The 25,400-nt window shown below is 56.3% G+C and carries 25 protein-coding genes and 1 riboswitch; of the genes, 15 read left to right on the top strand and 10 right to left on the bottom strand.

Going from position 1 to position 25,400, the window contains the following annotated elements; genetic code table 11:
• Window positions 1-51 precede the first annotated feature (51 nt).
• Window positions 52-744, bottom strand: coding sequence for a hypothetical protein (locus GA0071314_RS13535; protein WP_074397140.1), 693 nt, complete (start codon window positions 742-744; stop codon window positions 52-54).
• A 213-nt stretch (window positions 745-957) separates the two neighbouring features.
• Window positions 958-1,060, top strand: a riboswitch (TPP riboswitch).
• Here GA0071314_RS13535 and GA0071314_RS13530 point away from each other — a divergent pair.
• The 3 genes from GA0071314_RS13530 to GA0071314_RS13520 all read left to right on the top strand — a co-directional run bounded on the left by GA0071314_RS13530 (window position 1,050) and on the right by GA0071314_RS13520 (window position 4,901).
• Window positions 1,050-2,444 carry a sodium:solute symporter family transporter gene (locus tag GA0071314_RS13530; RefSeq protein WP_074397139.1) on the top strand — a complete coding sequence of 465 codons (1,395 nt, stop codon included), beginning with the start codon at window positions 1,050-1,052 and terminating at the stop codon, window positions 2,442-2,444. Its footprint overlaps the riboswitch before it by 11 nt.
• A 47-nt stretch (window positions 2,445-2,491) precedes the next feature.
• Entirely contained in the window at window positions 2,492-3,907 is a 1,416-nt protein-coding gene (locus GA0071314_RS13525; protein ID WP_074397138.1) for a diguanylate cyclase domain-containing protein, read from the top strand.
• Window positions 3,908-3,932: 25 nt separating this feature from the next.
• Window positions 3,933-4,901 carry a magnesium transporter CorA family protein gene (locus GA0071314_RS13520; protein WP_074397137.1) on the top strand — a complete coding sequence of 323 codons (969 nt, stop codon included), beginning with the start codon at window positions 3,933-3,935 and terminating at the stop codon, window positions 4,899-4,901.
• Here GA0071314_RS13520 and GA0071314_RS13515 read toward each other — a convergent pair.
• Window positions 4,875-6,062, bottom strand: coding sequence for an MFS transporter (locus tag GA0071314_RS13515; protein WP_074397136.1), 1,188 nt, complete (start codon window positions 6,060-6,062; stop codon window positions 4,875-4,877). The genes GA0071314_RS13520 and GA0071314_RS13515 overlap by 27 nt on opposite strands.
• Before the next feature lie 120 nt (window positions 6,063-6,182).
• On the opposite strand from GA0071314_RS13515, the gene GA0071314_RS13510 reads away from it, so the two are divergent.
• Together GA0071314_RS13510 and GA0071314_RS13505 are read left to right on the top strand one after the other, a co-directional pair.
• A complete protein-coding gene (locus tag GA0071314_RS13510) occupies window positions 6,183-7,352 on the top strand; it encodes a zinc-binding dehydrogenase (RefSeq protein ID WP_074397135.1) in 1,170 nt (389 codons plus the stop codon).
• A gap of 18 nt (window positions 7,353-7,370) precedes the next feature.
• Complete coding sequence (locus GA0071314_RS13505; protein ID WP_074397134.1) at window positions 7,371-8,444, top strand: proline racemase family protein; 1,074 nt, start codon at window positions 7,371-7,373, stop codon at window positions 8,442-8,444.
• Here GA0071314_RS13505 and GA0071314_RS13500 read toward each other — a convergent pair.
• Window positions 8,405-8,623 carry a DUF1289 domain-containing protein gene (locus GA0071314_RS13500; protein ID WP_074397133.1) on the bottom strand — a complete coding sequence of 73 codons (219 nt, stop codon included), beginning with the start codon at window positions 8,621-8,623 and terminating at the stop codon, window positions 8,405-8,407. The two genes, GA0071314_RS13505 and GA0071314_RS13500, sit on opposite strands and share 40 nt — an antisense overlap.
• A 133-nt stretch (window positions 8,624-8,756) precedes the next feature.
• On the opposite strand from GA0071314_RS13500, the gene GA0071314_RS13495 reads away from it, so the two are divergent.
• The 5 genes from GA0071314_RS13495 to GA0071314_RS13475 all read left to right on the top strand — a co-directional run bounded on the left by GA0071314_RS13495 (window position 8,757) and on the right by GA0071314_RS13475 (window position 14,152).
• The gene (locus GA0071314_RS13495) at window positions 8,757-9,368 is read left to right on the top strand and encodes a flavin reductase family protein (RefSeq protein WP_074397132.1); all 612 of its coding nucleotides are present in this window, start codon (window positions 8,757-8,759) and stop codon (window positions 9,366-9,368) included.
• Window positions 9,369-9,596: 228 nt separating this feature from the next.
• Window positions 9,597-10,748: an ABC transporter substrate-binding protein gene (locus GA0071314_RS13490; protein WP_074397131.1), complete on the top strand. Its 1,152-nt coding sequence runs from the start codon at window positions 9,597-9,599 to the stop codon at window positions 10,746-10,748.
• Window positions 10,749-10,803: 55 nt separating this feature from the next.
• Complete coding sequence (locus tag GA0071314_RS13485; RefSeq protein ID WP_074397130.1) at window positions 10,804-12,918, top strand: methyl-accepting chemotaxis protein; 2,115 nt, start codon at window positions 10,804-10,806, stop codon at window positions 12,916-12,918.
• Between the two features lie 195 nt (window positions 12,919-13,113).
• Window positions 13,114-13,683, top strand: a complete 570-nt coding sequence (locus GA0071314_RS13480; protein ID WP_074397129.1) for a DJ-1/PfpI family protein — start codon at window positions 13,114-13,116, stop codon at window positions 13,681-13,683.
• 106 nt (window positions 13,684-13,789) lie between these two features.
• Window positions 13,790-14,152, top strand: a complete 363-nt coding sequence (locus GA0071314_RS13475; RefSeq protein WP_074397128.1) for a ribbon-helix-helix domain-containing protein — start codon at window positions 13,790-13,792, stop codon at window positions 14,150-14,152.
• A 5-nt stretch (window positions 14,153-14,157) separates the two neighbouring features.
• Here GA0071314_RS13475 and GA0071314_RS13470 read toward each other — a convergent pair whose 3' ends face one another.
• Window positions 14,158-14,925 (bottom strand): DUF1499 domain-containing protein, encoded by a 768-nt coding sequence (locus GA0071314_RS13470; protein ID WP_074397127.1) that lies wholly within the window; start codon window positions 14,923-14,925, stop codon window positions 14,158-14,160.
• A gap of 104 nt (window positions 14,926-15,029) precedes the next feature.
• Here GA0071314_RS13470 and GA0071314_RS13465 point away from each other — a divergent pair, with 104 nt between their 5' ends.
• Entirely contained in the window at window positions 15,030-15,383 is a 354-nt protein-coding gene (locus tag GA0071314_RS13465; protein WP_074397126.1) for a hypothetical protein, read from the top strand.
• A gap of 17 nt (window positions 15,384-15,400) precedes the next feature.
• Here the strand turns inward: GA0071314_RS13465 and GA0071314_RS13460 are convergent, their stop codons facing one another.
• The gene (locus tag GA0071314_RS13460) at window positions 15,401-15,613 is read right to left on the bottom strand and encodes a DUF3820 family protein (RefSeq protein WP_074397125.1); all 213 of its coding nucleotides are present in this window, start codon (window positions 15,611-15,613) and stop codon (window positions 15,401-15,403) included.
• A 178-nt stretch (window positions 15,614-15,791) separates the two neighbouring features.
• Here GA0071314_RS13460 and GA0071314_RS13455 point away from each other — a divergent pair, with 178 nt between their 5' ends.
• Window positions 15,792-16,217 (top strand): VOC family protein, encoded by a 426-nt coding sequence (locus tag GA0071314_RS13455; RefSeq protein ID WP_074397124.1) that lies wholly within the window; start codon window positions 15,792-15,794, stop codon window positions 16,215-16,217.
• A gap of 8 nt (window positions 16,218-16,225) precedes the next feature.
• Here GA0071314_RS13455 and GA0071314_RS13450 read toward each other — a convergent pair whose 3' ends face one another.
• On the bottom strand, window positions 16,226-17,143 hold the full coding sequence (locus tag GA0071314_RS13450) for an AraC family transcriptional regulator (RefSeq protein ID WP_074397123.1): 918 nt from the start codon (window positions 17,141-17,143) through the stop codon (window positions 16,226-16,228).
• Between the two features lie 199 nt (window positions 17,144-17,342).
• Between GA0071314_RS13450 and GA0071314_RS13445 the strand changes: the two genes are divergently transcribed.
• Both GA0071314_RS13445 and GA0071314_RS13440 read left to right on the top strand, forming a co-directional pair.
• Window positions 17,343-18,389, top strand: a complete 1,047-nt coding sequence (locus GA0071314_RS13445; protein WP_074397122.1) for an NAD(P)-dependent alcohol dehydrogenase — start codon at window positions 17,343-17,345, stop codon at window positions 18,387-18,389.
• A 176-nt stretch (window positions 18,390-18,565) separates the two neighbouring features.
• On the top strand, window positions 18,566-20,260 hold the full coding sequence (locus GA0071314_RS13440) for a methyl-accepting chemotaxis protein (protein WP_074397121.1): 1,695 nt from the start codon (window positions 18,566-18,568) through the stop codon (window positions 20,258-20,260).
• Between the two features lie 42 nt (window positions 20,261-20,302).
• Here GA0071314_RS13440 and GA0071314_RS13435 read toward each other — a convergent pair whose 3' ends face one another.
• The 3 genes from GA0071314_RS13435 to GA0071314_RS13425 form a co-directional block, all read right to left on the bottom strand.
• Window positions 20,303-21,070: a class I SAM-dependent methyltransferase gene (locus GA0071314_RS13435; protein ID WP_074397120.1), complete on the bottom strand. Its 768-nt coding sequence runs from the start codon at window positions 21,068-21,070 to the stop codon at window positions 20,303-20,305.
• 157 nt (window positions 21,071-21,227) lie between these two features.
• Window positions 21,228-22,382 carry an alanine/ornithine racemase family PLP-dependent enzyme gene (locus GA0071314_RS13430; protein WP_074397119.1) on the bottom strand — a complete coding sequence of 385 codons (1,155 nt, stop codon included), beginning with the start codon at window positions 22,380-22,382 and terminating at the stop codon, window positions 21,228-21,230.
• Window positions 22,379-23,518: a DUF1611 domain-containing protein gene (locus GA0071314_RS13425; RefSeq protein ID WP_074397118.1), complete on the bottom strand. Its 1,140-nt coding sequence runs from the start codon at window positions 23,516-23,518 to the stop codon at window positions 22,379-22,381. Before GA0071314_RS13425 ends, GA0071314_RS13430 begins: the two co-directional genes overlap by 4 nt.
• A gap of 279 nt (window positions 23,519-23,797) precedes the next feature.
• On the opposite strand from GA0071314_RS13425, the gene GA0071314_RS13420 reads away from it, so the two are divergent.
• Window positions 23,798-24,430 carry a hypothetical protein gene (locus GA0071314_RS13420; RefSeq protein WP_074397117.1) on the top strand — a complete coding sequence of 211 codons (633 nt, stop codon included), beginning with the start codon at window positions 23,798-23,800 and terminating at the stop codon, window positions 24,428-24,430.
• Between the two features lie 23 nt (window positions 24,431-24,453).
• Here the strand turns inward: GA0071314_RS13420 and GA0071314_RS13415 are convergent, their stop codons facing one another.
• Window positions 24,454-25,389: a glycerophosphodiester phosphodiesterase gene (locus tag GA0071314_RS13415; RefSeq protein ID WP_074397116.1), complete on the bottom strand. Its 936-nt coding sequence runs from the start codon at window positions 25,387-25,389 to the stop codon at window positions 24,454-24,456.
• Window positions 25,390-25,400: the final 11 nt, after the last annotated feature.

Raw genomic sequence — 25,400 nt, 5'->3', positions numbered from 1 at the left:
GCTTTAGCTGAGGGGAAGGAGGCAGTGTGAGTCTTAAACCTCAGGCAACGGCTAGAAATCGTGAAACAACGGCAGGCTTTCTTCCAGCAGTTGCTCAATGGGATCAAGCTGACTTTCGTGCAGAACCAGTAATGACGGCTCTTCGATAAAGTGCTTGCCAGTCGGCACCAATAGCGCAAATTCTCCCTCTTCAAGATGAAACTCGTGAATCTCGCGCAGTCCGTAAGGTGTGTAGCATTGCGCGCAGCGATACGCTTCGTCCTCGCCGTATACTAAACGGTGGTACATTTTAAACAGCGTATAGAGTGCTAAACCGCCTTCGAAGGCGGGCCAGCGCGCTGGAATCGTGCGCGTCTCTTCGTTTAATGTTTGGCCATCCGCCTCAGCATTGGCGATCGCATCGCTAAGCGGGGACGCCAGCAGGGCGTCGTTATCGGTGGGAAATGCAGCGTTAGTTTTGGAGGCTTGCTGAAAGTCGTTTACCACGCGTTTGAAGTCGGCGACGTTATGAATGGCATAGTCCACATGCTGTAAATCCTCCGGCTCGAAGCTGCCGTTTTCCCAGCCATGAATGACGCGTAGCGTCATCAAGCCGCGCGCCATGGGGCGTGCCAACAGCAAATACAGCATAATGTGAAGGTGTAGCTGTCGTTCGTCGGTATCGTTTTCAAACGCCTTGTAAGGGTCTGCAAACAGTTCGTGTAGCCTGCCCGGCGTATGTTCCTTGGCTTCTGTGTAGCGCATAAACGTTTCCCTTCTCTAGCGAACCGTTTCGCGATTGGCGCACGGTCTTTATCATGTTATTGGGTTACTTACTGAGTATGGCGAGCGGTTGTCAAGATTGAAAGACCTTGTGACGTGAAACGCCGTTTGCCTGCGCGTTATGGCATACTCATGGTGCTTTACGCTGACGCGTTTATCGTTGAGGATAGCGTCCGTTTAGATAATTCTTTCACTCATTGTCGCCAGGGGAGCCCCCAAGGGCTGAGAGTGCGCTTAGCGTTTACCCTGGAACCTGATCCGGATCATACCGGCGGAGGAAGTGCGACATGTCTTACCTAACATCAGCCGTGCTAGCCGCGGCACTCGGTGGTTTTATCCTGCTTGGTCTGCGCGCGCGCTGGGCCGATGGCACGGTCGATGACTATATCACGGCACGTAATTCACAGTCCGGGGCATCTCTTGGGCTGTCGTTTCTCGCGTCCGGCATGGGGGCGTGGATTCTGTTTGCGCCGCCGGAAATCGGTGCGTTTGTGGGGCCTGTGGCGCTGACCGGTTATGCCCTCGGTTCGGCGCTGCCGTTTATCGTATTAGGCCTTTATGGACCCGCTATTCGCCGGGCGTTGCCGGAAGGCAGAAGCATCGCTGAGTTCGCCCAGGCATGCTTTGGTACAAACGTGCGGCGCTGGGTTTCGCTGGTCTCAGTGGCCTATATGGCCTGCTTTTTAGCCGCAGAGCTGACGGCCATTGGCGCGATTACCGCTTTGCTTTCCGATGTGCCGCCCGCCCTGGTGGTACTTGGCGTTGCCTTGAGTACGCTTGCCTATACCGTGCTCGGAGGACTGCGGGCAAGCCTTGCCACCGATCGCTGGCAAGCTTGGCTGCTGGTCGCTTTGTTGCTCATCGTCAGCAGCGTGGCGTACACACACCTGCCCGATATGCCCACGATGTCGTCGATGCCAAAGGTGCCGTTAAGCGACGCGCTGAGCGTGGCGATAACGTTGGTGATCGCCGTCACCGCAGCCAATCTGTTTCACCAAGGTTACTGGCAACGGGTATGGGCCGCGCAGGATTCACAAAGTCTTGGTCGTGGTGCGTGGTTGGGTGGCGGTATGACCATCGCCGTAGTGATGGTGATTGGCGGCTTGGGGATGCTTGCCTCGATCAGCGGGGTTGAGTTGGGTGATCCGCCGATGCCGTTTTTTGCTTTACTGGGTAACGCACCCTCTTGGCTTGCACTATTGGCTCTCGTGCTAGCGGTGACGCTGGTGGCATCGAGCGTGGATACGCTGCAAAATGCGATTGCCTCGTTGATGGTGTCTCAGCATCAGCAGCAGGGCAGATCACTAACCACCGCCCGTTGGCTGACCGTTGCCTTGATGGTGCCGGTGGTTATCATCGCACTACAAGGGCTCTCGGTACTGCGGCTGTTTTTAGTCGCCGACCTACTGTGCGCCGCGATTGTCGTGCCGGTACTGCTGGGGCTATGGCAGCGTATGACAACTGCCGCCGCTATCGGCGGCGGCATCGCTGGATTATTAGGCGCCGTTTTACCCGGCTGGGTCACGACCAGTAGCTTGGAAGCAGGGCTGCTAGCTGCCACTTTCCCCAATGGCATTCCTACGCTTGGGCCTTTTTTGGGGGCGCTATTGGCTTCCTCATTGGTAAGCGTCAGTTGGGCAAAGGTGGCCGGTAACCGTGCGCCTTGGGCAAAGCATGGCTGATCACGTTATGATGGTAGGCTACCGTCTACCATCATGGGTGACAGTCAATGAACTTCCCTATTCTGCCCGATGAAGAGGCTCGTCTGGCAGCCCTTTACGAATTGGCGCTGCTGGATACGCCGGAAGAACCCGCGTTTGATCGGGTGACGCGGCTGGTTACCCAGTTACTGAATGTGCCTACCTCGACCGTCACGCTGATTGACGCGAAACGCCAATGGATTAAATCGCGGGTAGGAACAGAACTTAGTGAAACCTCCCGCGACGTGGCATTTTGCGCTTACACGATTGCGGAAACCGTACCGCTGGTGGTTGAAGATACCCGTGAAGACCCGCGCTTTGCTGATAATCCGCTGGTGACGCAAGCCGATGGCGTACGTTTTTACGCGGGCATCCCGCTACGTACGTCAAAGGGTCTGGCACTAGGGTCGCTGTGTGCCGTGGATACCCGGCCGCGACGACTTAGCGAAGCCCAGCTCGACGCCTTGAAAGACCTGGGGGCGATTGTTACCGACGAAATCCACCTGCGCGAACGGTTCTTATTTGAAAAGCACCGCCGGGAGGCGTCGCAGGCCTCGCTTGAAGCACTGCACCTTGATCTCGAAAACCAGATTGAACGACGCACTCGAGAGCTGAATCTGGTGATCGAGTCGGCCTATGATGCCTACGTCAGTATTGATGACAACGATATTGTTTTAGATTGGAATCGCGCCGCAGCGACGATGTTTGGTTGGTCGCGTAAAGAAGCGTTGGCGCGGCCTATTCAGCAGCTGGTCTTTCCTGACGGGGTGCCTGAAGGCGATCATAAAACGCCCGTTACCTATTACGCCGCCTGTCGTGACGGAAGCCCATTACCGGTAGAAATACGCATCAAGGCACTCGATATTGATGGGAAAAGTCTTCGCAGCTTGTTTCTGCACGATGTCACCGAACGCCTTCAATTGGAGCGCTTGCGCGATCAGCAGGCTCGCGAAGATGTCTTAACCCTGCTGCCCAATCGGCGCGCGCTGGATGAGCGGTTGCCAGAGGCCATGGCGCGTACCCGACGCCAGCAAACCGCGCTTGCCGTGTTGTTTATGGATTTGGATGGTTTTAAAGCCGTTAATGACCTCCACGGCCATAGCGCTGGTGACGGGCTGCTACGTGAGGTTGCCAAGCGCCTCACCGCGGGTGTGCGTGAGACCGACTATGTGGCTCGCTGGGCAGGGGATGAATTTGTTGTATTGCTGGAAAGTGTCGCGTCCGAGGCGGCCGAACGGATTGCCCGGCAGCTCGTCGAAACAATAGAAAAGCCCATTCGACTGGCGGATGTCGAGGTGGACGTTAGCGCCAGTATTGGTGTCGCGCTCTACAAGCCCGGTGTAGATGAAACGGCACAGGAACTGCTCAAGCGCGCTGATGTGGCGATGTATAACGCCAAGCATAATGGCAAAGCACAGGTCTGCATGGCCGACGCGCCCGCGTAACCCTATTCAAATGCCAAGGACGGACATGATTCGTACACTGTTAACCACTCCCGAGGGGGATATACACGAAGGTGGTGAACCGCTTATCGAGCTATGGCGGCAAACGCCGGGTAGCCATATTTGGGTGGACATGCAAGGTGAAAGTCAAGCCAGTGAGCGGCGCCTTTTAGAAGGCTTCGAATGCCATCCAATGGCCATCCAAGATGCTCACAAAGAGCGCCATCCACCGAAAATCGAAGAATTCGAGCACCACACGCTGATCATTTATCGCGGCATCTCGTCGTTTGATGCCCAGTTGAACTTCGTCCCCCAGCAAGTGTGTTTTTTTATCGGTGAACGCTTCCTGTTGACCCTGCATCCAGGGGAGGCATTAAGCATTGAGCGCTTGTTTAACGAACAAGGGCGCGCACTGCTGGCGCATTCGCCCGAGCATGTGGCGCTCAGGGTGATGTACTTGTCGGCCGGGTTTTATATCGACAGCCTGCTGGAATTTGAAGTTGAACTCAGCGACCTGGAAGACGAGTTGCTCGACAACGGTAACGATGTGCTGATGCGTAAAATCATCGCCTACCGGTCGCGGTTGGTAAAAATGCGCCGAATCTTCAGCTATCACAAAGGCATCACCCAAGAGCTAACCGCCTACGACTACGCTCATCTACCCCGCGAAGAGAGCGAAACCCGACACGCGATTACTGATGTAGAAGAACGCTTTGAGCGGCTTTATACCCTAACGCAAATGTACTATGACATTTGCGGCGACTTGGTGAATGGCTACATTTCAATTTCATCACACCAGCTCAATATCACCATGCGGGTGCTCACGGTGATTACCGCCATCTTTGTGCCGCTCACGTTTATTGTCGGTGTCTACGGCATGAATTTCGAATATATTCCGGAGCTTGGCTATCGCTACGGCTATTTCTTTGTTTGGGGGGTAATGCTGGGTATCGGCGGCATGCTGATCTGGCTATTCAAGCGCAAGCACTGGTTTTGAGGCTAGCCAGCGCAAGCGCAGGGCTAACGCCAACAGGCCAATACTCAATAGTAAAAGAAGCCCGCCTAGTAGCGGTGGAAAGGCCTGTGCGCCAAATCGATCCAGCAGCGGGCCCGTGATTGAGGGGATAATCAGTGCGCCGAGACTGGCCGCCATGAAAATGGCCCCCGTAGTGCGCCCGCGTATCTCCATTACATGGTTGCTCAGCGTAAATAAGGTGGGGAAAAACGCTGAAGCGGCTAGGCCGAACAATAGCGCGCCGACACCCAGCGGTAGCCATAGTGCATGCAAAGCGCCGGCGGTCGCCATACCTAACAGTAAACCGCCGACCAGAACCGCCCAGGGCGAAGACCAGCGCAATAGGGGAATAGCCAGAAGTCGGCCCGCCGAGAGGGCAAGCCAGAATAGCGTAGCCAGCAAGGCGGCCTGCGCAGTCGGTGACCCCGATAGTATGCCGTAGGCGGTAATCCATCCCGCAAAGGTGATTTCGAGACCCACATACAGCGCAAACAGCAGCATGAGTAGCCCCAGCAACAGCGGGTCACGGTGTTTGATGACGCGCGATGTGCCGGGTTCATTATGAGCGTGTGGTTTCACAGGACTCGCGTATCGAGTAATAGGGACAATCACCATCAATAAACAGCTCGCGACGACCCAAAACGCCCACTGAAACTGTCCCGTTATCGCTAGTGCGACCATGATGACCAACGGGGTAAGCATATTGCCCACCCCAAAGCAGAAATGCAGTGCGCTAACGTTTGGCCCCGACGATTCTTTATGTAGCCACAACAGCAGCGTATTGCCCCCCGCGTTGAGCGACACCTCAGCAAAACCCAGCACCCCCAACATGGCGGTCAACAGCGCAAGCGATGGGCTAAAAGGTGTCAGTAACAGCCCTAGTACACCGACTAACGCCATACCGAATAGCACACGATGGCCGCTAGCGTGGTCGATGAGTACACCGGTGATCAAGGCTCCGGCCATGTTTCCCAGGGCGCGAGCGGTAAACAGCACGGCAATCTGGCTCATGCTGGACTCGGTCATGGCGGCGAAATGAGGTAGCGCAGGACCAAGCAAGCCACCCATTAAGCCAATCGCCACAAAAAGTGCAAAGTAGCGCCAAGTGAGGTCGCGATGGTAGGGCGATGAAAAACGCAGCATGCACCATCCTTGGACGTCTTTTATTTATACTCAGCGTAGCCTGCTTGAGACGGCGCGAAAGTTTGATATGGTCGTAGTATGTTCATCATGCCTTTCTTTCATTACTAAAGGAGTCCGCAAATGGCTGACTCAGTTGCTAGCGTAACGCCGCCGACCATGGCGGCCATGCTGTTAACCGGGCACGGTGGTGTCGAGAAGCTTGAGTACCGCCAGGACGTGGCGACCCCTAAACCCCAGGCGGGCCAGGTGTTGGTGCAGGTTACCGCGACGGCAAAAAACAATACCGATCGCAAAGCCCGTGAAGGGTTGTACCCCACCAAAGATAAAGGCGATGTGACCTCATTTGCGATGGGCGGCGAGCCGACGCTGACGTTCCCGCGTATTCAAGGAGCCGATGTGGCTGGCCACATCGTGGCGGTAGGCGAGGGGGTTGACGCCTCGCGGATTGGTGAGCGGGGGCTTTTGGATTTTAATCTGTATGCCGATGATCGCCGCGATATCAACCTGACACCCGATTACTACGGCCATGGGGCAGATGGCGGCTATGCCGAGTACATCGCCGTGCCCTCGGATCAGTTTCATCACGTACCCAACCCGGATCTACACGATGCTGAGCTTGCCGCCATGGGGATGTGCTCTTACCAAACGGCTTACCACATGATGACGTCCGCTAGCATAGCAGCTGGTGAGCGCGTGCTAGTCAGCGGTGCCAGCGGCGGTGTTGGCACCGCGCTGATTCAGCTGTGCCGCGTTGTGGGGGCGATTCCCTATGCCGTCAGCCAGCCCGATAAAGTCGATGCGCTACTCGCTTTGGGTGCCGAGGCGGTGATTGACCGGGGTGATCTGCCGACCTTTGTGGATCGCGTCCTGGCAACGACCGGTGGCCAGCCCATCGATGCAGTGATGGACCTGGTCGGCGGCGACATGACTAATTTGTTTATCGACACCATGATTGTCGATATGCAGCACCGTAAAAGCTATCCGCGGCTCTCCATTGCTGGCGCCAGCGGCGGCAATCTCAGCGAAATGATGTGGACGCGCATTTACCTTTATCAGGTGCAGATCTTTGGCGTGTCCCACGGCACACGGGAAGAGGCCGAGCAACTGATCGCCTGGATTCGCAACGGCGATTTGAAGCCTGTTTTACACGCTGCGTTCAAGCTGTCCGAATTACATGACGCCGAACGCTATTTTGTTAATCGCGATAGCAACTACCTAGGTAAAATTGTCATTGTTCCGGACAGCCAGTGGCAAACCCACGGTGTGCCGTTTGCCCTTAACGCACCTTAATCGCAAAGAGACCGGTGAATGAATACTCAGCACACCATTCAATTAATGGATACCCACGCGGGCGGCGATGTTAGCCGCATTGTGACCGGAGGTATTGACCACCTCCCCGGTGATAGCGTCCGCGAGCAAATGGAATACCTGCGCGACGATGCCGATGGCCTGCGTCGGCTCTTGCTCGAAGAGCCGTACGGCATTCCCGAAATGTCGGTGGATTTACTGGTGCCGCCCTGCGATCCGGAAGCGGTCGCTGGCTACATCATTATGGAGGTCATGGGCTACCCGATTTACTCTGGCTCCAACACCTTGTGTACCGCCACGGCCGTATTGGAAAGCGGTATTGTGCCCAAGCAGGAGGGCATTCAGCGTTTCAAACTCGAAGCGCCCGCCGGCCTGGTGCAGGTTGAGGCCAGGGTGCATAACGGCGTGGTGGAATCGGTGACTTGCGGCGGGCTGCCCAGTTACATCGACACCTACCGCGAGCAGATCCAGGTGCCGGGTATTGGCCCCGTGACCTATTCGGTCGCTTACAGCGGTGGCTTTTATGCGCTGGTGGATGCCGCTGAATTAGGCTTTAAGCTGACGCTGGAAGAGGAGACAGCACTAGCGCTTTGCGCGCATAAAATCGTTGAAGCGATTAAAGCGGAGCGCGGTTTTTCCCACTACACTCTGGGCGATGTCGGGCCGTTACCGTTTTTGCATTTCATGGGGCCGGAAGAACAGGTTGCTGAAGGCTACGTGCGTTCGCGTTCCACCACCTATGTGCATCCCGGCGTCATTTGCCGCAGTACCACGGGTACCGGCACTTCCGCGCGTCTGGCGCTGATGCATTACGAAGGACGGCTGAACCAGGGCGACAAGCTGGAAACCGTGTCGCTGCGCAACACCGGTTTTATCGGCACTTTCATTGATACCCACCAGGAAGGCGCGTATCAGGTAGTGGAAAATACGATTACTGGGCGCAGCTACGTGCTGGCGCATTCGAATATCGTGATTAACTGTGACGACCCGCTGGTTAACTGCGGCGAGCTGCATCACATCCTAAGCGACCGCCATCATCCCCCGCGAACTGAATTACCGGCTGAAACAACATAGCCCTCAGCCTCTATACGCTCCCACACCGGGGCCTTGTCGGCCTCGGTCATCTGACCCCAGTGGGCGATTTCATCCAGAGTGCGTCCGCAGCCCTCACATAGCGACCGGGAGCGCTCGATACGGCACACCTGACGGCAGGGTGATAGCGGACGCTGAATAGGGGGTGAAGTTACAGGCATCGTCACTCTCAGGCACAAGCAAGCAGTAGAAAAGGGAGCGGGATAAGCTTCTAAACGCCTAGCGTAACATGCCCCGCCCACCAGAGGGTGTGATAGCGTAATGGCTTCGTTCATGCGTTGATGAGGAAAGGCTATGCACTGTTTGCTCAATGAATCACCGCTGGAAGCGGGCATCTTGTATCGCCTGTTATCCGGCACGATTTGTCCGCGCCCGATCGCCTGGGTGGCTACCCAGGACCGTCAAGGCAACGCCAATCTCGCCCCATTTTCGTTCTTCAATGTGGTCAGCGTTGACCCGCCGGTATTGGGGTTCTCGCCGCTTCAGAACGGCCAAGGGCGCAGTAAAGACACCGTGCGTAACCTGGAAGAAAACCCCGAATGCGTGGTGCACATCAGCAGTGAAGCGTTGGTCGATGCCCTCAATACGACCAGCGCGAGCCTGTCGCCCGGTGAGGACGAGTTCATGCTTGCCGGGCTCGAAAAAGCCACCATGGCGGGGGTGTCGGTGCCACGTATTGCCAGTGCGCCGGTGGCCTTCGGCTGCCGGTTGCGCGACATCATTCGCTTTGGCGACCAGCCCATGGCGGGCAACCTCGTGCTCGCTAACGTGATTTCCCTGCATCTTGATGATGCCATCTGGGATGGCCGCCACGTTAATCTGGACGTGCTTACTCCCATCGGCCGACTGGCGGGCAGCGACTATATTCGCACAACTGACCGGTTCGCTTTGCAGCGCCCCAGCTAACCTACTCAGCAGTAGACCAACCGTCTGGTTACATACTTCGCTACAATGTTTACTTAGTAATTAAGGATAATTGTCCTTTAGTCCTATATTCTGCGGCCGATAGTACTGTTAGGCGCATTCCACGCTGATGTATCGCGTGGTGAAAAAAAGACGCCATTGTGCTGATTTTAAAGGTTTTACATAAGCCGTATTCGGCAATAAAGCGGGCAAGCAGATTAAGGAGGGGCAATGCGACGATTAGGGATAGCGTTACTGAGTGTGGCGTTAGTGCCGATGGCTCAGGCGGAACTTGAATTTGCCATCGTAGCACCGGACACAGGGCCGGCAGCTTCGCTGGGGCAGGGCATGCAGAAAGGGATTGAGACTTATTTTGCCGAAATTAATGCGGACGGTGGCGTCAATGGCGAGACGCTGTCACTGACCGCCTTTGACGATCAGTATGACCCCATCCAAGCTGCCCGCCATACCCGTGAAGTGGTCCAAGATGATGACATCCTAGCGGCGATCGGCAATGTGGGCACGCCCACCGCAACGGTCACCATACCGATCCATAATGAAGCGGAAACGCTGCTTTACGGCGCCTTCACCGGAGCAGGCGTGTTGCGACAATCGCCGCCTGATCGCTATGTCATCAACTACCGTGCAAGCTACGTGCAGGAAACCGCCGCAATGGTGGATGGCCTGATGGAAGCTGGTATTGAGCCGGAAGAAATTGCTTTTTTCACCCAAAACGATAGTTTTGGCGACGCGGGCTACAACGGAGCGAGGCAAGCCCTTGAAGCGCAAGGCTTCACCGGCATCGAAAATCTTGCCCATGGCCGCTTTTCACGTGGCACTCGCAATATCCACCAGGGGCTAGCGACCATTCTGCAAGCCGCCGAAACCCCCAAAGCGGTAATTATCGTCGGCACATACGGCCCTGCCGCTGACTTTATCCGCGAAGCTCGCCAGGACATGCCCGATGCGGTGTTCCTCAACGTCTCGTTCGTGGGAAGCCAAGCGCTGCTAAACGAGCTGGGTGATCAGGCCGAAGGGGTCATTGTTACCCAGGTAGTGCCGCCATTAGATGCCGACCTGCCGGCGGTTGAAGCGTATCGCCAGGCGCTCGCGGAATATGCCGATGACAGTGAACCCGACTTCGTCTCACTGGAAGGCTACCTGGCGGCCAAGTTATTTGTGGAAGGCGTAAAAGCCGCGGGCGATTCACCGGATCGAGACGCCATTGTCGATGGGATGCTAGGGCTCGGCGAGGTAGATATTGGCTTGGAAGAGCCGCTTCAGCTGGGGCGTGACGACCATCAGGCCAGCGATAGCGTCTGGCCGACCATTATTGCCGACGGCAAATTTGAATTAGTCGAGTGGTCAACGCTGCTGCGCTAAGGCGTTCATCCGCTGCTATTGCGTCATTTACCCCTGATACAAGCGAAGTTAGCTAATGAAAAAAACACTCAGTTTACGTGCCATGTTGATTGGCTTGTTTCTGGCCGCCGTTATCGGTGCCGTGGTGCTGGCAGTCACCGGCTGGGCAACCAATCAGCGTTTGATCGACTCGCAACGCTACATCACCGGTGACGTGATGCCGCTGCAAAACGCCAGCCGTGAAATGGTGTCGACCATGGGGGCTTTTGGCCAGCGCCATGCCGACCTGCTGGCGGCAGAGAACGACGACGAGTTGGCGAACATTACGCCCCGGGAAACGCTGGACGAGCGCTTCAGCGAGGCCCGTAGTGACTTGGCGGCAGACGATACCGAAACCCAATCAGGCCGGTTGGCTGCATTGGATGAGTACTACCAGGCCCTCCTCGAAAGCGACACCTCGCTGGAAAGCGTCCGCCAGGAAGAGCTCGCCTTGCAAGCGCGCATGGCGGAACAGCTGGCTGAGATGCAAGCGTTAATCAGCGAGGTAATGAGCAGTGCCGGGGATATCGCCGGGCGAACTGCGCTGGTTCAAGTGCGTGAGCAGCGTGAACTCGAGGAGCGTTTAAACGCCTGGCGGGAAGACGGTATGACCACCTTGCCCACCGGGTTGCTGGATAACTTGTTTAGCAATGATGCTGAGATAAGCCGTCTCAGCAGCGACGTACGCATCGCCGTCGCGATGTTGGCCGACCAAGGCCGACGCTTAATGCAGGTCGAAAGCGAAGATGCGCTGGTTAATCTGCGTCACAACGAGATCGCCCAGCAAATTGGCTTGGCTCGCCAGTCGCTGGCGGGCATTACTCGCTCGCCAAGCACTGATACTGAGCAAGTAGAGCTGGTTAACGGGCTGGACGATATTATCGTTGAGCTGGAAAGCTTAATGATCGCCGATGACAGCTCGGTATATGCGCTGCGCCAACAGCAGTTGGATCGCCGTGCACAAGTCCAGAGCGAGCTTGATAGCGTCAGCCAGGCGATGGACCAGATGGGCGACGCATTAACCGATGTGGAAGCCTACGCGGTCGAGCAGGCCGACACTGCCGCTGAGCAGGCCGAAATGCTGGCCAATGCGGGTCGTACGCTATTAATCGTGGTAACGCTGGTGGTGATTGCGCTGCTGGCGATCTTTGGCTGGCGCACGATGGTGCGCGTGCTCGGGCCGCTTTTGACCATGCGTCGTCAAATGGAAAATATCAGCGGGGCCGCTGGCGAAAATGCCGACCTTTCAATGCGCCTTGATCTACAGCGCAACGACGAAGTGGGGCAAACCGCGCAGGCTTTCAACCGCATGATGGATACGTTTGAAGGCATGGTGGCGCAAATTCGCCAAAGCGCTGAGGCGATTGCCGCCAGCAGTCGCCAGATTGCCTCCGGTAATGAAAACCTTTCCCAGCGTACCGATCAACAGGCCGCCTCGCTTGCCGAAACAGCGTCGAGCCTTGAGCAGATCACCGCCACGGTCAAGCAAACCGCTGACTACGCTGACCATGCCAAAGGTGCGAGCACTAGCGTTGACCAGCGCGCGCGCTCGGCTGGTGATGTCGCTAAACGCACCACAGAGGCGATGGGTAATATTCGTGAATCCAGCGAAAAAATCACCAGCATCATCAAAGCGATTGATGACATTGCCTTCCAAACCAATTTGCTGGCGCTCAATGCGTCGGTAGAAGCGGCGCGGGCCGGTGAGCAAGGACGCGGCTTTGCCGTAGTCGCTCAAGAAGTGCGTAAGCTGGCGGGTAGAAGCGCTGAAGAAGCCGCACAAATTCGCCACTTGGTCGACGATAGCGTGGCCAAGGTTAGCGAAGGCGAGCACCTGGTCAATGCATCAAGCTCTCATCTGAACGAAATCGTCGAGAGCTTAACCGAAGTGACGCGTTACGTGACGGAAATCGCCCAGGCAACCCACGAACAGTCCTCCGGTATTGAGCAGATCAACCAAGCGATCGCCCAGTTGGATCAGGTGACCCACCAAAATGCTCACTTGGTGCAGGAAGCCTCCACCGAAAGCCAGACCCTCGACGAGCGTGCCAGCGACATGAACTCACTGGTCAGTCGTTTCAAGGTCGGTGAAGGCGCTGGACAGCGTCATCTTTCGCTGCCGGAACAGAAAGCCGCTCCCCGCCTAAGCTAGTCTGACAGGGCACCCGCCGCCATTGTGCAAAGCATGGCGGCGGGTGTAGTAACGGCCTACTACCCCTCATTTCTTCGCGCTTGCTACGCTCAGTCCACACGCGATCCCGCGTGGTAACACGATCGTTGGCAACGTCGTTGTTGATGGCTTTTTAATAACGTTGTTGCTAATAAGCTGATAACAAGGAGACGTGATATGACCAGCAAGCGCATTTTAATGATTACCGGCGACTTTACCGAAGATTACGAAACCATGGTGCCTTTCCAGGCACTGATGGCGGTGGGGCATCAAGTGGATGCGGTATGCCCCGACAAGCAAGCGGGCGATACCGTGGCTACGGCCATCCATGATTTTGAAGGCGACCAGACCTATACCGAGAAACCTGGCCACCGATTTGCCCTCAACGCGACCTTCGCCGACATCAATCCGGCGGACTACGATGCGCTGGTGGTCCCTGGTGGGCGTGCGCCGGAGTATTTACGCCTCAACAAAGCGGTACTCAGCATGGTGCAGCACTTTTTTGACGCCCAAAAACCGGTGGCGGCGATCTGTCACGGCGCTCAGCTGTTGGCCGCAGCGGGCGTCTTGAAAGGTCGCGAGTGTTCAGCATATCCGGCGTGTCAGCCCGAAGTAGAGCTGGGCGGCGGACGTTTTCGTTCAATCGATGTGACGGAAGCGGTCACCGATGGCAACCTGGTAACCGCCCCTGCTTGGCCCGCCCATCCTGCCTGGCTAGCCCAGTTTATGGCGTTAATGAATCGCTAAGTGAGCCGCGTATTAGCGCCCATCTGGTTCTGCGCCCAAGACGCCTGGGCGCAGAACCAGATGGGCGCTATGCTGATAGCATGACTCACTTCGAAGAGGCGGCGTGATGTGCAAACTGTTTATCGATGCGGACCCTTCGCTCTGGCAAAGCGCGAGCCATTCGCTGCGTATTGACGGCATGGTGACTAGCGTGCGCCTGGAAAATTACTTTTGGCAGATTCTTGAGGAAATTGCCCAGCGCGACGGTATGAACACCGCTCAAATGATCACGCGGCTTTACCACGAATCGGTAGCCGCGGGGCATGATGCGGGAAACTTTACGTCGTTTTTACGCGTATGCGCGCTGCGCTATCAGGCATTGCAGCTAAGCGGTGATATACCGCACAGCGTAGACGTGCCGATTGGTTCACTGGATGCCGAGCACATTCGTTGTCGCGAAATCACCACGCGGGCGAAACAGGTGCACTAAACAGGCTATTCCAGCCGCTCTCGCAGGCGATTAAGAAAGCTTTCAATACGTAGCGCGTTGGTGCCTACATCACTGGCACCTAAGCGTGATGCCGAACGCATATCTACCTGAATGTCGTTTTCTTGCTCGGTGAGTCGGATGACGACATCATCTTTAAAACCAAACCAGCGGGTGACAGCCGTGGCTTCGATGGTGTTGTCGGTAATCGCTGCAATCTCCCAGCCTGCGGCTTCAACTTCTGACTGGGCGGCGCTGAGCACACGCGAACGCGGTGCTGCTACCATGAGCGGCTGCACCTCGGGATAGGCGTCCCGCTGCTGACGCGCCGTTTCCTCGCCTGGGTAGTCAACGCCGTTGGGCGCGGCTTCCCGGGCATCGCGTAGGGCATCAAAGGTCGGCGGGTTCTGGGTGTCGGTGGTGATGTCGTGAATAACCGGTGCCTGCTGGGCACGCTGCCAGTGTTGCCAGGGCATATACAGCATGGCGACGGTGCCCACCAGCACGATCACTGCGACCACGCCAGCGCCGGGACGGCGTGTCAAAGCGCTGACCACCAGCACAAGCAACCCCAGCGCTGCTGCGGCCCCGGCAAGATAGACGCCATAGCGCAGTAGGCTGAAGGCATCGCCCAGTTCAATTAGCTCCCCGCGGTAGGCCGGGCCAGCTCCGCCCATCAGTAGCAAAGCAGCCAGCAGCGCTAAAACGCTTAGCCATGCCAAAGCATTAGGCCACCGGCCGCCGTTGGCTTGCCGAGTACTGGGTGGTTTTGTCATGCTTTTCCCCTGATGAATAACGTGTTAAGCGACTCACTCCGACGTCAGCATAACCAGCTATTTCACGTTATGCTTGTCTTCCTGCAATGAGAACGTCAACCACGATGCCCCAGACTGACCCAGAGGCTCCGATTGCCACCCAGGTGCGCACACTGCTAGCCAGCATGCCAAGCGCAGCATTGCCCATCACTTACCAGCAACTGGCAAGTGCCTTAGGGCTTATGCCCCCGCGCACCATTCAGCGCGTTGCACAAGCGCTAGAGCAGCTCATGAAAGAGGATGTGGCAGCAGGGCGGCCAATGATCGCGGCGCTGGTGGTTAGCCGCCGAGGTGATGGCTTGCCCGCCCCAGGCTTTTTTCAACAGGCAGTAGCGCTGGGCCGTTTTCCTGCCGACCCGAGCCAGCATGAAGCGCTATATATGGCTGAACGTGAAAAGGCGCTTGAGTCTCGAAACTAAGGCCTAAGGCCCCTTCACTACCTTTTCCGCAGTGGATCGAGCAGGCCACTCAGACCGTTATGGTCGATCTCATGCATTAAATGTAGCAGTTGTCCGATTTCGCCTGTTGGGAATCCCTCGCGTGCAAACCAGTTTAAGTATGGTCCGGGTAAGTCGGCGATAATCCAGCCTTCATATTTGCCGAAGGGCATCTTGCGGTTTACCAGCTTCTCAAGGTCTTCTGGGTTCACCTGTAGATTCCTTTTATGCTTAATTTAAGCACCTTTTATATTTTTAAAACGCTATCATCAACGCGTAATGGATTTTATTTTCGCATAGCGCGCTCTAGGATAGAGCAATCAGGATGGTGCGGTACGCTAGCCAAACGAAGCAATGCCATTAATATGACTCTCGCTACAGGAGATAACCATGAGCCTTTCCCCTTTTCACCTGGCAATTCCCGTCTACGATTTGAGTGCTGCGCGTGCGTTTTATAATGACGTGTTCGGCTTAAGTGAAGGGCGCTCAAGCGATCACTGGGTTGATTTCAACTTTTTCGGGCATCAGCTCGTCATTCACGAGCACCCCAAAACGCCGGGCCAGGAAGACGTTCACACCAACCCAGTCGATGGCCACAATGTGCCGGTGCCCCATTTTGGTGTGGTGCTCGGCTGGGATGAGTGGGAAGCCCTGGCGGAGCGTCTTAAGGCCCGCGACACCGACTTCGTGATTGAGCCTTACGTGCGCTTCAAAGGCGAAGTGGGTGAGCAGGCCACCATGTTCCTGCTTGACCCCTGCGGTAACGCGTTGGAATTCAAAGCCTTCAAGGACATGGGCCAGCTATTTGCCAAATAGTTGCTGCGTTATGACCGCATGGCCTGCTCTTGGCGACGATGCTGCAATGGCGCGTCGCCAAAATAGCGCTTATAGTCGCGGCTGAATTGCGGCACGCTGCGGTAGCCCACCGCTTGTGCCGCCTGGCTGACGTTATGATCATCCTGAAGCAATAATTGCTGGGCTTTGATTAGCCGAAGTTGCTTGATGTATTGCGCCGGCGATGCGCGGGTGATTTGTTTAAAGTGCTGGTGAAACGTCGAGGGGCTCATATTGGCCTGACGAGCTAGCTGCTCGACGCTGTAATGGTCGGCGAAGTCGCGATGCAGCGACGATAGTACCTGAACGATGCGCGCGTAATGACCATGTCCGCGCACCAGCGCCTTAAGCGCCGGGCCCTGCTCGCCTTTTAATGCCTCAAATACCACATCGCGTATACGTGCCTTGCCCATCGTGTTGAGTTCAGCGGGCTCATGCAGTGCACGCACCAATCGCAGCACTGCGGCTTGCATGCCCGCATTCATCGCCACCGATGCCATGGGCAGCGTGGCCTGGTTGTGACCGAGTACCTCGCCCATGGTGGCCACCATTTCGCTAAGCAGCGCAGGCTCCAACTGAATGGATACGCCTAGCAAAGGTGCCTCAGGCGAGCCGTGGGTTTCGCATTCAAACGGCAGCGGTAAGGTTTGTACCAAGTAGTGGCCGGGGTCGTAGTGAATTTCCCTATCGCCCAGATAGCCGATCTTACGCCCCTGGGCGATGATAATTAGGCTAGGCTGGTAAAGCAGTGGCGTGCGGGCCTGGTGGCGAGCAAGCCTCAACAGCGACACGCCGCTCAGCGCGGTAGGCGTCATGCCTTGTTGGTTGACCAGCGGCGTCATCAGTTCCGCCAGTTCACTGCCTGCTTGGGCCGCATTAAGGCCAGGGTTGGCGACTTCACTCGGCATAATAGCTCCATAATCAAGCTTCCATTAATAAAGACGATTATGTCACGTTTTTCGGCATATTTTGTTATTTTATAGCGATTGTATGGAGGATCGTGCAAAAGTTTCGTAGCTTCATTCATCGCTATCTCGGCCTATTAGGTCAATAATAGGTGTTCATCCCCGTCGTTGAGGGGGATCGCTGAAAAAGGAGCTTCATTCGATGAGTCAAGCCAAAGCCTACGCGGCATTGTCTGCAGATAAACCCCTAGCCCCGTTCACTTTTGACCGTCGCGAGCCTCGCCCGGACGACGTCGCCATCGACATCTTGTACTGCGGCGTTTGCCATAGTGATCTGCACTTTGCTCGCAATGACTGGGGCATGACGCAGTTCCCTATCGTGCCAGGTCATGAAATCGTCGGTCGCGTGACCGCCGTGGGCGACAAGGTGAGTCGCTTTAAAGAAGGCGATATTGTCGGCGTTGGTTGCATGGTTGATTCCTGCCGCACCTGCTCGGCCTGTAAAGATGGCGTGGAGCAGTACTGTTTGGAAGGCTTCACCATGACCTACGGTAGCGAGGACCGCCAGGATGGCACCATGACCCAGGGCGGTTACTCCAATAAGATTGTGGTCAGCGATCACTTCGTGTTGAAAATGCCCGATGGTATCGATCTTGCCTCTGCCGCGCCGATCTTGTGTGCCGGCATTACGACCTACTCGCCGCTCAAGCATCACGGCGTAGGTAAAGGCCACAAAGTGGGCGTGATCGGTATGGGCGGCTTGGGTCATATGGGCGTTAAACTGGCTAAAGCGCTAGGTGCTGAAGTCACCGTGTTTACCCGCTCGGATGCCAAGGTTGAAGAAGCCAAGCGTAACGGTGCCGACCACGTTGTGGTGTCTAGTGACCAAGCGCAGATGGACGCCGTGGCCGAAACCTTCGACTTCATGCTCGACACCGTGCCGGTTCAACACGATCTCAATCCCTACCTGGCGTCCTTGAAGTATGATGGAACGCACATTCTGGTCGGGCTGATGGAGCCCATCGAGCCGGCGATTGAAGCCTTCAATCTGGTCTTCAAGCGTCGCGTCGTAGCGGGCTCACTGATCGGCGGTATCGCTGAAACCGAAGAAGTATTGCAGCTATGTGCCGACCAAGGCATTACCTGCGACGTTGAAATGTTGGATATTCACAACATCAACGAAGGCTTCGAGCGAATGGAGAAAGGTGACGTTCGCTACCGCTTTGTCATCGATATGGCGACCATTTAACACCGTTAACGGTGCGTCTTAACTAGTCTGTTTACGTTGCCCGGTGGCGAGCGGCCTGCTCGTCACCGGTTTTTTGTTAGACCAAGGTCTATATTTTTGTCAATTTCCTTCATGTTGTGCGATGTTGGCCGATAGTCGTTGATACCCACACTTAAAAAAGCAAAGGGATCAACAGGATGAAGCACCTCTCGATTAAATGGAGCCTAACCGCCGCGCTGGTCATATTGCTGTTAATGATTGGCTTGATTAGCGGGCTGGGTTTCTATTCGAGCACCACCAGTGAAAATGCCCTCCAAGAATTGGCGATTAATAACGGGGAGCTCGCCAACGCCGCCAACCGCACCCAGGTCAACGCGCTTCGCGCCCAGACGTTTTTGGATCGCTACGCTAGTTTCAGTACTCAGGGAAATCCAGACAAAGGGGAAGAAAGCCAAGCAATGGCCCAGGCGGCGGTTAATGCCGCCGATGAGCGGTTCGAGCAGTTTCGCCAGGTTGAACTCGCTGAAGATGACCCACGCACTGAATACGTCAGCGCTATGGTGGACGCTTACGATGCCTTTGTGACCGAAGGTATTACGCCTTTGCTTGATGCGGCCCCGTTTCAAGTCCAGCGAAGCCAGGAAGAGCTAAGCGAATTGGGCATTGCCTTTGACGATGCCATGCAGGCGTTTACGGATTACGCTAACCAGCGCAGCGATGCCATGCTGGTCGACGTTGCGTCGCTGAACCAAATTGTCGGCACCATCGCTATTGTTCTGCTGGTCATTGCCGTGCTGGCCACGGTCATCATGCGCATGGGCATTGTGCGTGGCCTGGTCACGCCGCTGCGCGAGGCGGTGGTGCACTTTGAACGCATCGCCAGTGGTGATTTAACCGCTCGCATTGAAGACCGTGGGCGTAATGAGGTAGGGCAACTCTACCAAGGGTTGGCCGACATGCAGGCCAAGCTTAAGTCGCTGGTGGTTTCGCTACGCGAAAGTAGCGACAGCGTGTTTAGCGGAACCGGTGATATTTCAGCGGGTAGTCAGGATCTTTCCGCGCGCACCGAACAGCAGGCCGCCGCGCTTCAACAAACCGCCTCCAGCATGGAGCAAATGGCCACCACGGTTAGCCGTAATACCGAAACCGCCCAAGAGGCTGATCAATTGTCAGTCGCAGCCTCACAGTCGGCCGAAAGTGGGGGCAAGGAGGTGGCTCATACGGTTCAACTGATGCGCGATATTGCCTCAAGCGCCGAACGCGTCAACGATATTATCGGGGTGATTGATTCGATTGCCTTCCAGACCAATATTCTCGCTTTGAACGCCTCGGTTGAGGCAGCGCGGGCCGGGGAGCAGGGGCGTGGTTTTGCCGTGGTGGCCAGCGAAGTGCGCCTTCTGGCAAGCCGCAGCGCCGACTCGGCTAAAGAGATCCGCCAGTTGATCGAGGCAACCACCGGCCAAATTCATCAGGGCGCGCAACAGGCCGAGAGAAGCGGTGAAACGATCAACGACACCGTAGATTCTATCCGCCAGGTCACCACGCTGGTCAGTGAAATCTCCACCGCCACGCGGGAGCAGAATAGCGGCATCGAACAAATCAACGCCGCGCTGACTGAAATGGACTCGGTGACCCAGCAAAACGCGTCGTTGGTTCAACAAACCAACGTTGCCGCCGCCTCGCTAGAGGGGCAAGCGAAGCAGCTTGCCGCCTTGATGGCGACCTTCCGGTTGGAACAGGGGGAAGTAGACGCGCAGTCAAGTGCGGATGCCCATGATATGGATGCTAAGCAGCCTATCGCTACCCTGGCGACGCCTAGCAAAGCAAGCCCACAAAGCAAAAAACAGCCAGCGCACGCTCAGCAAGATAACGACGAGTGGGACGAGTTCTAGCAAGCCTGAAAAACGCCCCCGCCTCATGGGCGGGGGCAATAATCAAAGGTGGGCGCACACGCGTAGGCGGACGTAATCAGCGGTCCAGTTACCCTGGGCGTCGCGAAGGCTGTGGGCTAACAGCATCTGGGTATTGTCGATCACTGATTCGCGCAAGTCGTCTTCCAGCCCATGTAAAAAAGGACTCGCGAAGGTATCGAGCCAGCCGATGATGCCGGTGGGCAGTGGCGTTGGGCGGGGTAAGAGCTCAATCGACTCAACCTTAAAACCGACTGTTTCCAGCAAATGGCGATAGTCATCCGCAGTGGGGAAGTACCACGGGTAGCGGCCCCGGGCGCTGATACCACGAAACTGCAGCGCGCCGATGAGTGCGGTACAAATCGCCGCTACGTTGCCATGCCCGCCAAACTCGGCGACAAATCGCCCGCCCGGTTTTAGCGCGCGCTTGATGCTGGCCAATACCGATTGGGGGTCGAGCATCCAATGCAGCGTCGCGTTGCTAAACACGGCGTCAAATTCCTGGTCAAACGGCATCTGGTAGGCATCCATCACTCTGGCGTTGAGCCCTCTTTCTTGAGCAGCGCTGACCATCTCTTGCGACGCATCAATGCCCACTACCTCGGCTCCACGTTGGGCAATTTTCTCGGTTAGCAAACCATCGCCGCAACCCAAGTCTAAAATCCGTTCACCTGGTTTTGGGGCAAGCAGCGCTAACACTTCGTCGCCCATCTCGGGCACAAAGCGCGCATGCTGGGCATATCCCTCTGGGTTCCAGGATTGCCGAGTCGACTCGCGTGATGAATCCGTCATAAATGCTTCCTAGCGTAGGGTTCCGTTAAACCATAGGCTAAGTATAGCGCGACATGCGGTTAAGTGCGTGGTGCAACAGGCTGTTTACTGCAACATAAGGGTTGGTTTTTGTATCTGAACGGGCGCAGATGCAGCGAGGTCGGCACAGCGGGTGCCGCTAGGCAGGCAGCACCTTATTTGCTTTATGTACGTGCGTATCAGGCACGCATAAATCTGCGGCGATAAAGACATTTCGCTCATGCGCAAGTAGGTCTGGTGCGGTTGAGAAAGTAGTCGCTACAAACGGTGATGTCATTCCCCGCAGCAGCGCTGAGTAGTTGAGGCCAAAGCGGATTTCCGTACCGGGTGGTAGGCGGTGCGGTGTCTCAAGTACTAGGTGGTCGCTGCTGGCCGCCAGAATGCGGACGCCTTCTGGGGGTGTTAGGCCTTCGGGGTCAATATCTTGTCGCCCTATTGACGCGATGGTCTGAATAATGGTGCCGCGTTCACGCATTTCGACCGGCGAGCCGAACGCGGCCTCTGCCGTGATGCCGCGCGGTGAGGTCGGTTTGGCTAACGATTCAATCACCGATACCACCAAACTGAACGCATTGGTGTACAGGCCTTTCAAGGGCCGTCGTGTGAGGGGGTCGCAACCAAGCAAAATGGATTCACCCAAACGCAGGTCGTTAACGCGGCCAGTGGAAGACTGCATGGCCCAGGCGAGATTGGCTGAATTGCCTCCCGACACGATCGGCAGCGCTTGCGCTAACGCATTTTCAAGACCACTAGCAAGTGAGGTTAGCTCGCCCATATTCTCCACGCTGGGCACCACCCCGGCTCGGCATGCGAGATTGGTACCCAGGCCCAATAGCGTGACATTGCTAAGACGCACGATGTGCTGGGCAGCGTCGAGAACACCGCTTGGCAGCACACCTTCGCGCAGGTCGCCAAGCTCTACCATCAATATCACGCCATGCACCAGGCCGTGTTTAGCCGCCGCTGAGGCGAGCGCTTCGGCTACTTCAAGTTCACTCACCTGGCTGATATTGGCACATGCGACCGCACGTTCGGCTTGTTCAGGCGTGGGAGAACGCAGTAGCGTTAAAGGTATCTCAATGCCCGCTTTGCGAAGCGCTTCAAGGTTTTCGATCCGTGAGTCCCCCAAACGCTCGGCACCACCGGCCATCATTGCGCTGGCTACTTCTGGTAAGCCTAATGCTGCCTTAGTAACGCCGGTGACCTGGATGCCCTTAGTGGCTAACAACGTCACCAGGGTGCGCGTGTTCTCCTCGATCTTGATCAGATCGATCTCGATACGCGGCGAGGTCATACGACTTCCAGCGGCTGCCGTGCTTTCAGTGTGGGGAAGGCCGCTGTGACCATAGCGACAAGTTCGCAAGGCGAATGCCACAGCGCATCGGTGGCGGGAATGCCAAGCTCGGCCTGATACCGCTTAGCCGCGTCTAAAACCTCTGTGGAGGACATGTCCTCATGGTTGATCGCTAGGCCAATGACCTTGGTCTGGCCGAACAGCTCGATAAGCTGAATCTCTGATTCGGGAGTCGGCATGCGGACATCAGGGTAGTCGCTGAGCATTTTGCGCGCTGGGGCATGCTGCATAATGACTGCTTGCGGGCGGCTGGCGCGCAATACCACCGTCGAACTCAGGTAGGCGGGATGGCTCAACGCGCCTTGGCCTTCTATAACAATAACGTCGGGGTGCTCGCCTTCATAAGCGGCCATCACCGCGCCTTCGAGTTCGCCCACGCCAAATTGGGCAGGAATGGCATCCAGTGCCACGCCATAGGCGGCGCCCTGCATCAGGCCAGTTTGGCCCGTTCCGACCATGACTGTGTGAATGCCCGCTTCGTTAAGCGCCTTGGTAAGCAGGGTAGACGTGGTGCGTTTACCAATCGCGCCATCGGTGCCCAATACAGCGATGCGTATGCAGTCAACGTTAGCAATGGCACCATCGAACATACGCAGGTGCTTCGTCGGGCGTGGTCGGCGGATATCGTAAAGCGTCGCGCCGGCAGCGTTTGCTGTCGCTGACATTTCCGGGTCGTCGGCGAGAAACTCGTGTAGACCAGAGACCACGCTGACGCCCGCCGTCAATGCCGCCAACACGACTGCGCGGTCAGCCTCAGACATCAATCCAGATAAAGGTGCCAGCCCAAATATAAGCACATCGGGCAGGGAGCCGAAATCGGCAAGCGCTGTGGTTAAATCGGCCACTATTGGAATGCCCGCTGAAGGCATACCCAGCGCGAGGCCCGCGTCTGTGCCGGCCATGGTGCTGTCGATAACGCAAAGGATGCGGTATTTCTCACTGCTGCGCACCAGACCGTTGGCCGTTTTGCCATCAATTCGGGTGAAGTTGCCCTCGCAATAAACGATAGCCGTTTGGCGAGTATCATTGGTAGATGTGTGCGAGCCGAATATAGCTTTTAAGGAACTAGGAAGCATGAATCACAAACCTCAGGTTTGGACTCAGAGGAGGCAACAGGTAGGTACCGGCGGAAGAGTGCCGACGTCAACGAGAGGTCTCCACTAAGGCAAGTGGATGTACGTCAGCATACACACAACGGGGCCTCCCGTATGTTTTGTTTGCCCCAGAGAAAAATCCATGCGCCTGCGTTTTCAGGTACGAGGTGGATTTGTTTTCTTCGCCTATACTCACAGGAACCATAACAATAACGGCCGGTGTGAGTAATACTTCCGGCCAGCATCTAAGGAGAACTTTTCATGACTCTAAAGCGTGCCTACTGCCTGCTGGCAGCGTTTTATAGCGTGTTACTGATGATCGGCATTATCGCCGTATTGATGGGCGGCGGCACGCCGCTCGCGGCGGTGTATCTGGTCGTTGGCTTTTTTGCCGTGCTGGGGCTGTGGGGGGCAAGCCTTGAGTGCAGCGTGATGAATCCGCGTATGTGGCGCCCGCTGGCGGTTGCCCTCGCTGTCGGTGGGCTCGTGCAATTTGTGGTAATGCTGCAAATGTCGGTGTCAGGAACCACGCTGACATGGGTATTAACCAGCAGCATCTTTGCCATCCTGCTAGCCGTGATGCTCTACCACTACGGTAACCGCGACCAACCGCTATGGGCAACGGCAGCCGAGCGAAGCGACGCTAGCCGCCTGCGTGTCATGCTGCAGCAGCAAACCGCGCTCACCGCGATTCACCGCGAAGGCGAACGCGAAAACCACGCCAACGTATTTAAAGTGGGTAATGAATACGAGGCCAATATTACCCGCCACTCACCGGAAGGTCAGGAAGCCTTTAGCGAACGCTTCCGCCATCCTGAATCGTTAGTGTTCTTTCTGGAAAAGTTCGCCAGCATTACGATCAAAGACTTTCAGCGGCCGGCGACGCCCGGCTAAAGCGGGGCGCCGCCAATGGGGGGCTACTCGACCAGATCAAGCAGGCGGTCGGGGTAGTTGGTGAACAGGCCGTTTACCCCCCATTCCATCAGGCGCTCCATTTCTTCGGTTTCATTGACGGTATACACATGCACCGGCAGGCCGTTGTCCTGGGCTTGCTTAACAAAGTCGGCATCAATGACCTCTTCGCCTTCGTAGATGACGTTAGTGCCAATACCCACTGCGTAATCGGCCACTTCCTGGAAGTCTTCATCGGTAATCTCGGCGGGCCCCGGGGTCACGTCTGTCCATTCCACCAGGCGTGAGTCGTCTTCTTCGCTTGGGTAGTACCACACCAGTTGGATCAGCGGTACATCGTCATTTAATTCCTGCACTTTTAACAGGCTGTCCTGCTCGAAGGACTGCACCAGCACGCGGCCATTCTCGACCATATCGTACTCTTCCAGCGTTTCTACCAGGGCTTCTTCCAGGCCTGGGTTTAATTGGGGCGATTTGGTCTCGATGTAGTAGCGGGCATCGTGACCAAAGCGCTCGAAGAGCTCATCCAATGTGAGAATTTGCGCGCCTTCAAAGGCCGAGTCGGCGCTATCGGGGTTCTCGTCGTTAAACCAGGTGCCGGTATCCAGCGCTTTGAGTTCTTCTAAGGTGTAATCATTAATTTCGCCTTCACCGTCACTGGTGCGGTCAATGGTGTCATCGTGAAACACCACTAACTCACCGTCCGAGGTAATCTGAGCGTCTAGCTCCAAGTAATCGACGCCCCACTCATGAGCCTGTTCGAAGGCCGCCATGGTGCTTTCCGGCGCGTGGCCGCTGGCACCACGGTGGGCGATGACTTGAAACGCTTCCAGATCTTTTAGCTGCTGCTCCAGAGGCGATGTGTCTGCTATCGCCGCAGTGGTGGCAGCACCAGCGAAAAGACCCAGCGATACAGCGGTAGCAAGCGGAAGACGTTGCATAGGAGTTCCCT

The organism is Halomonas sp. HL-93, assembly GCF_900086985.1.
GTDB lineage: Bacteria > Pseudomonadota > Gammaproteobacteria > Pseudomonadales > Halomonadaceae > Vreelandella.
This window is presented reverse-complemented; position numbering and strand designations above follow the sequence as displayed.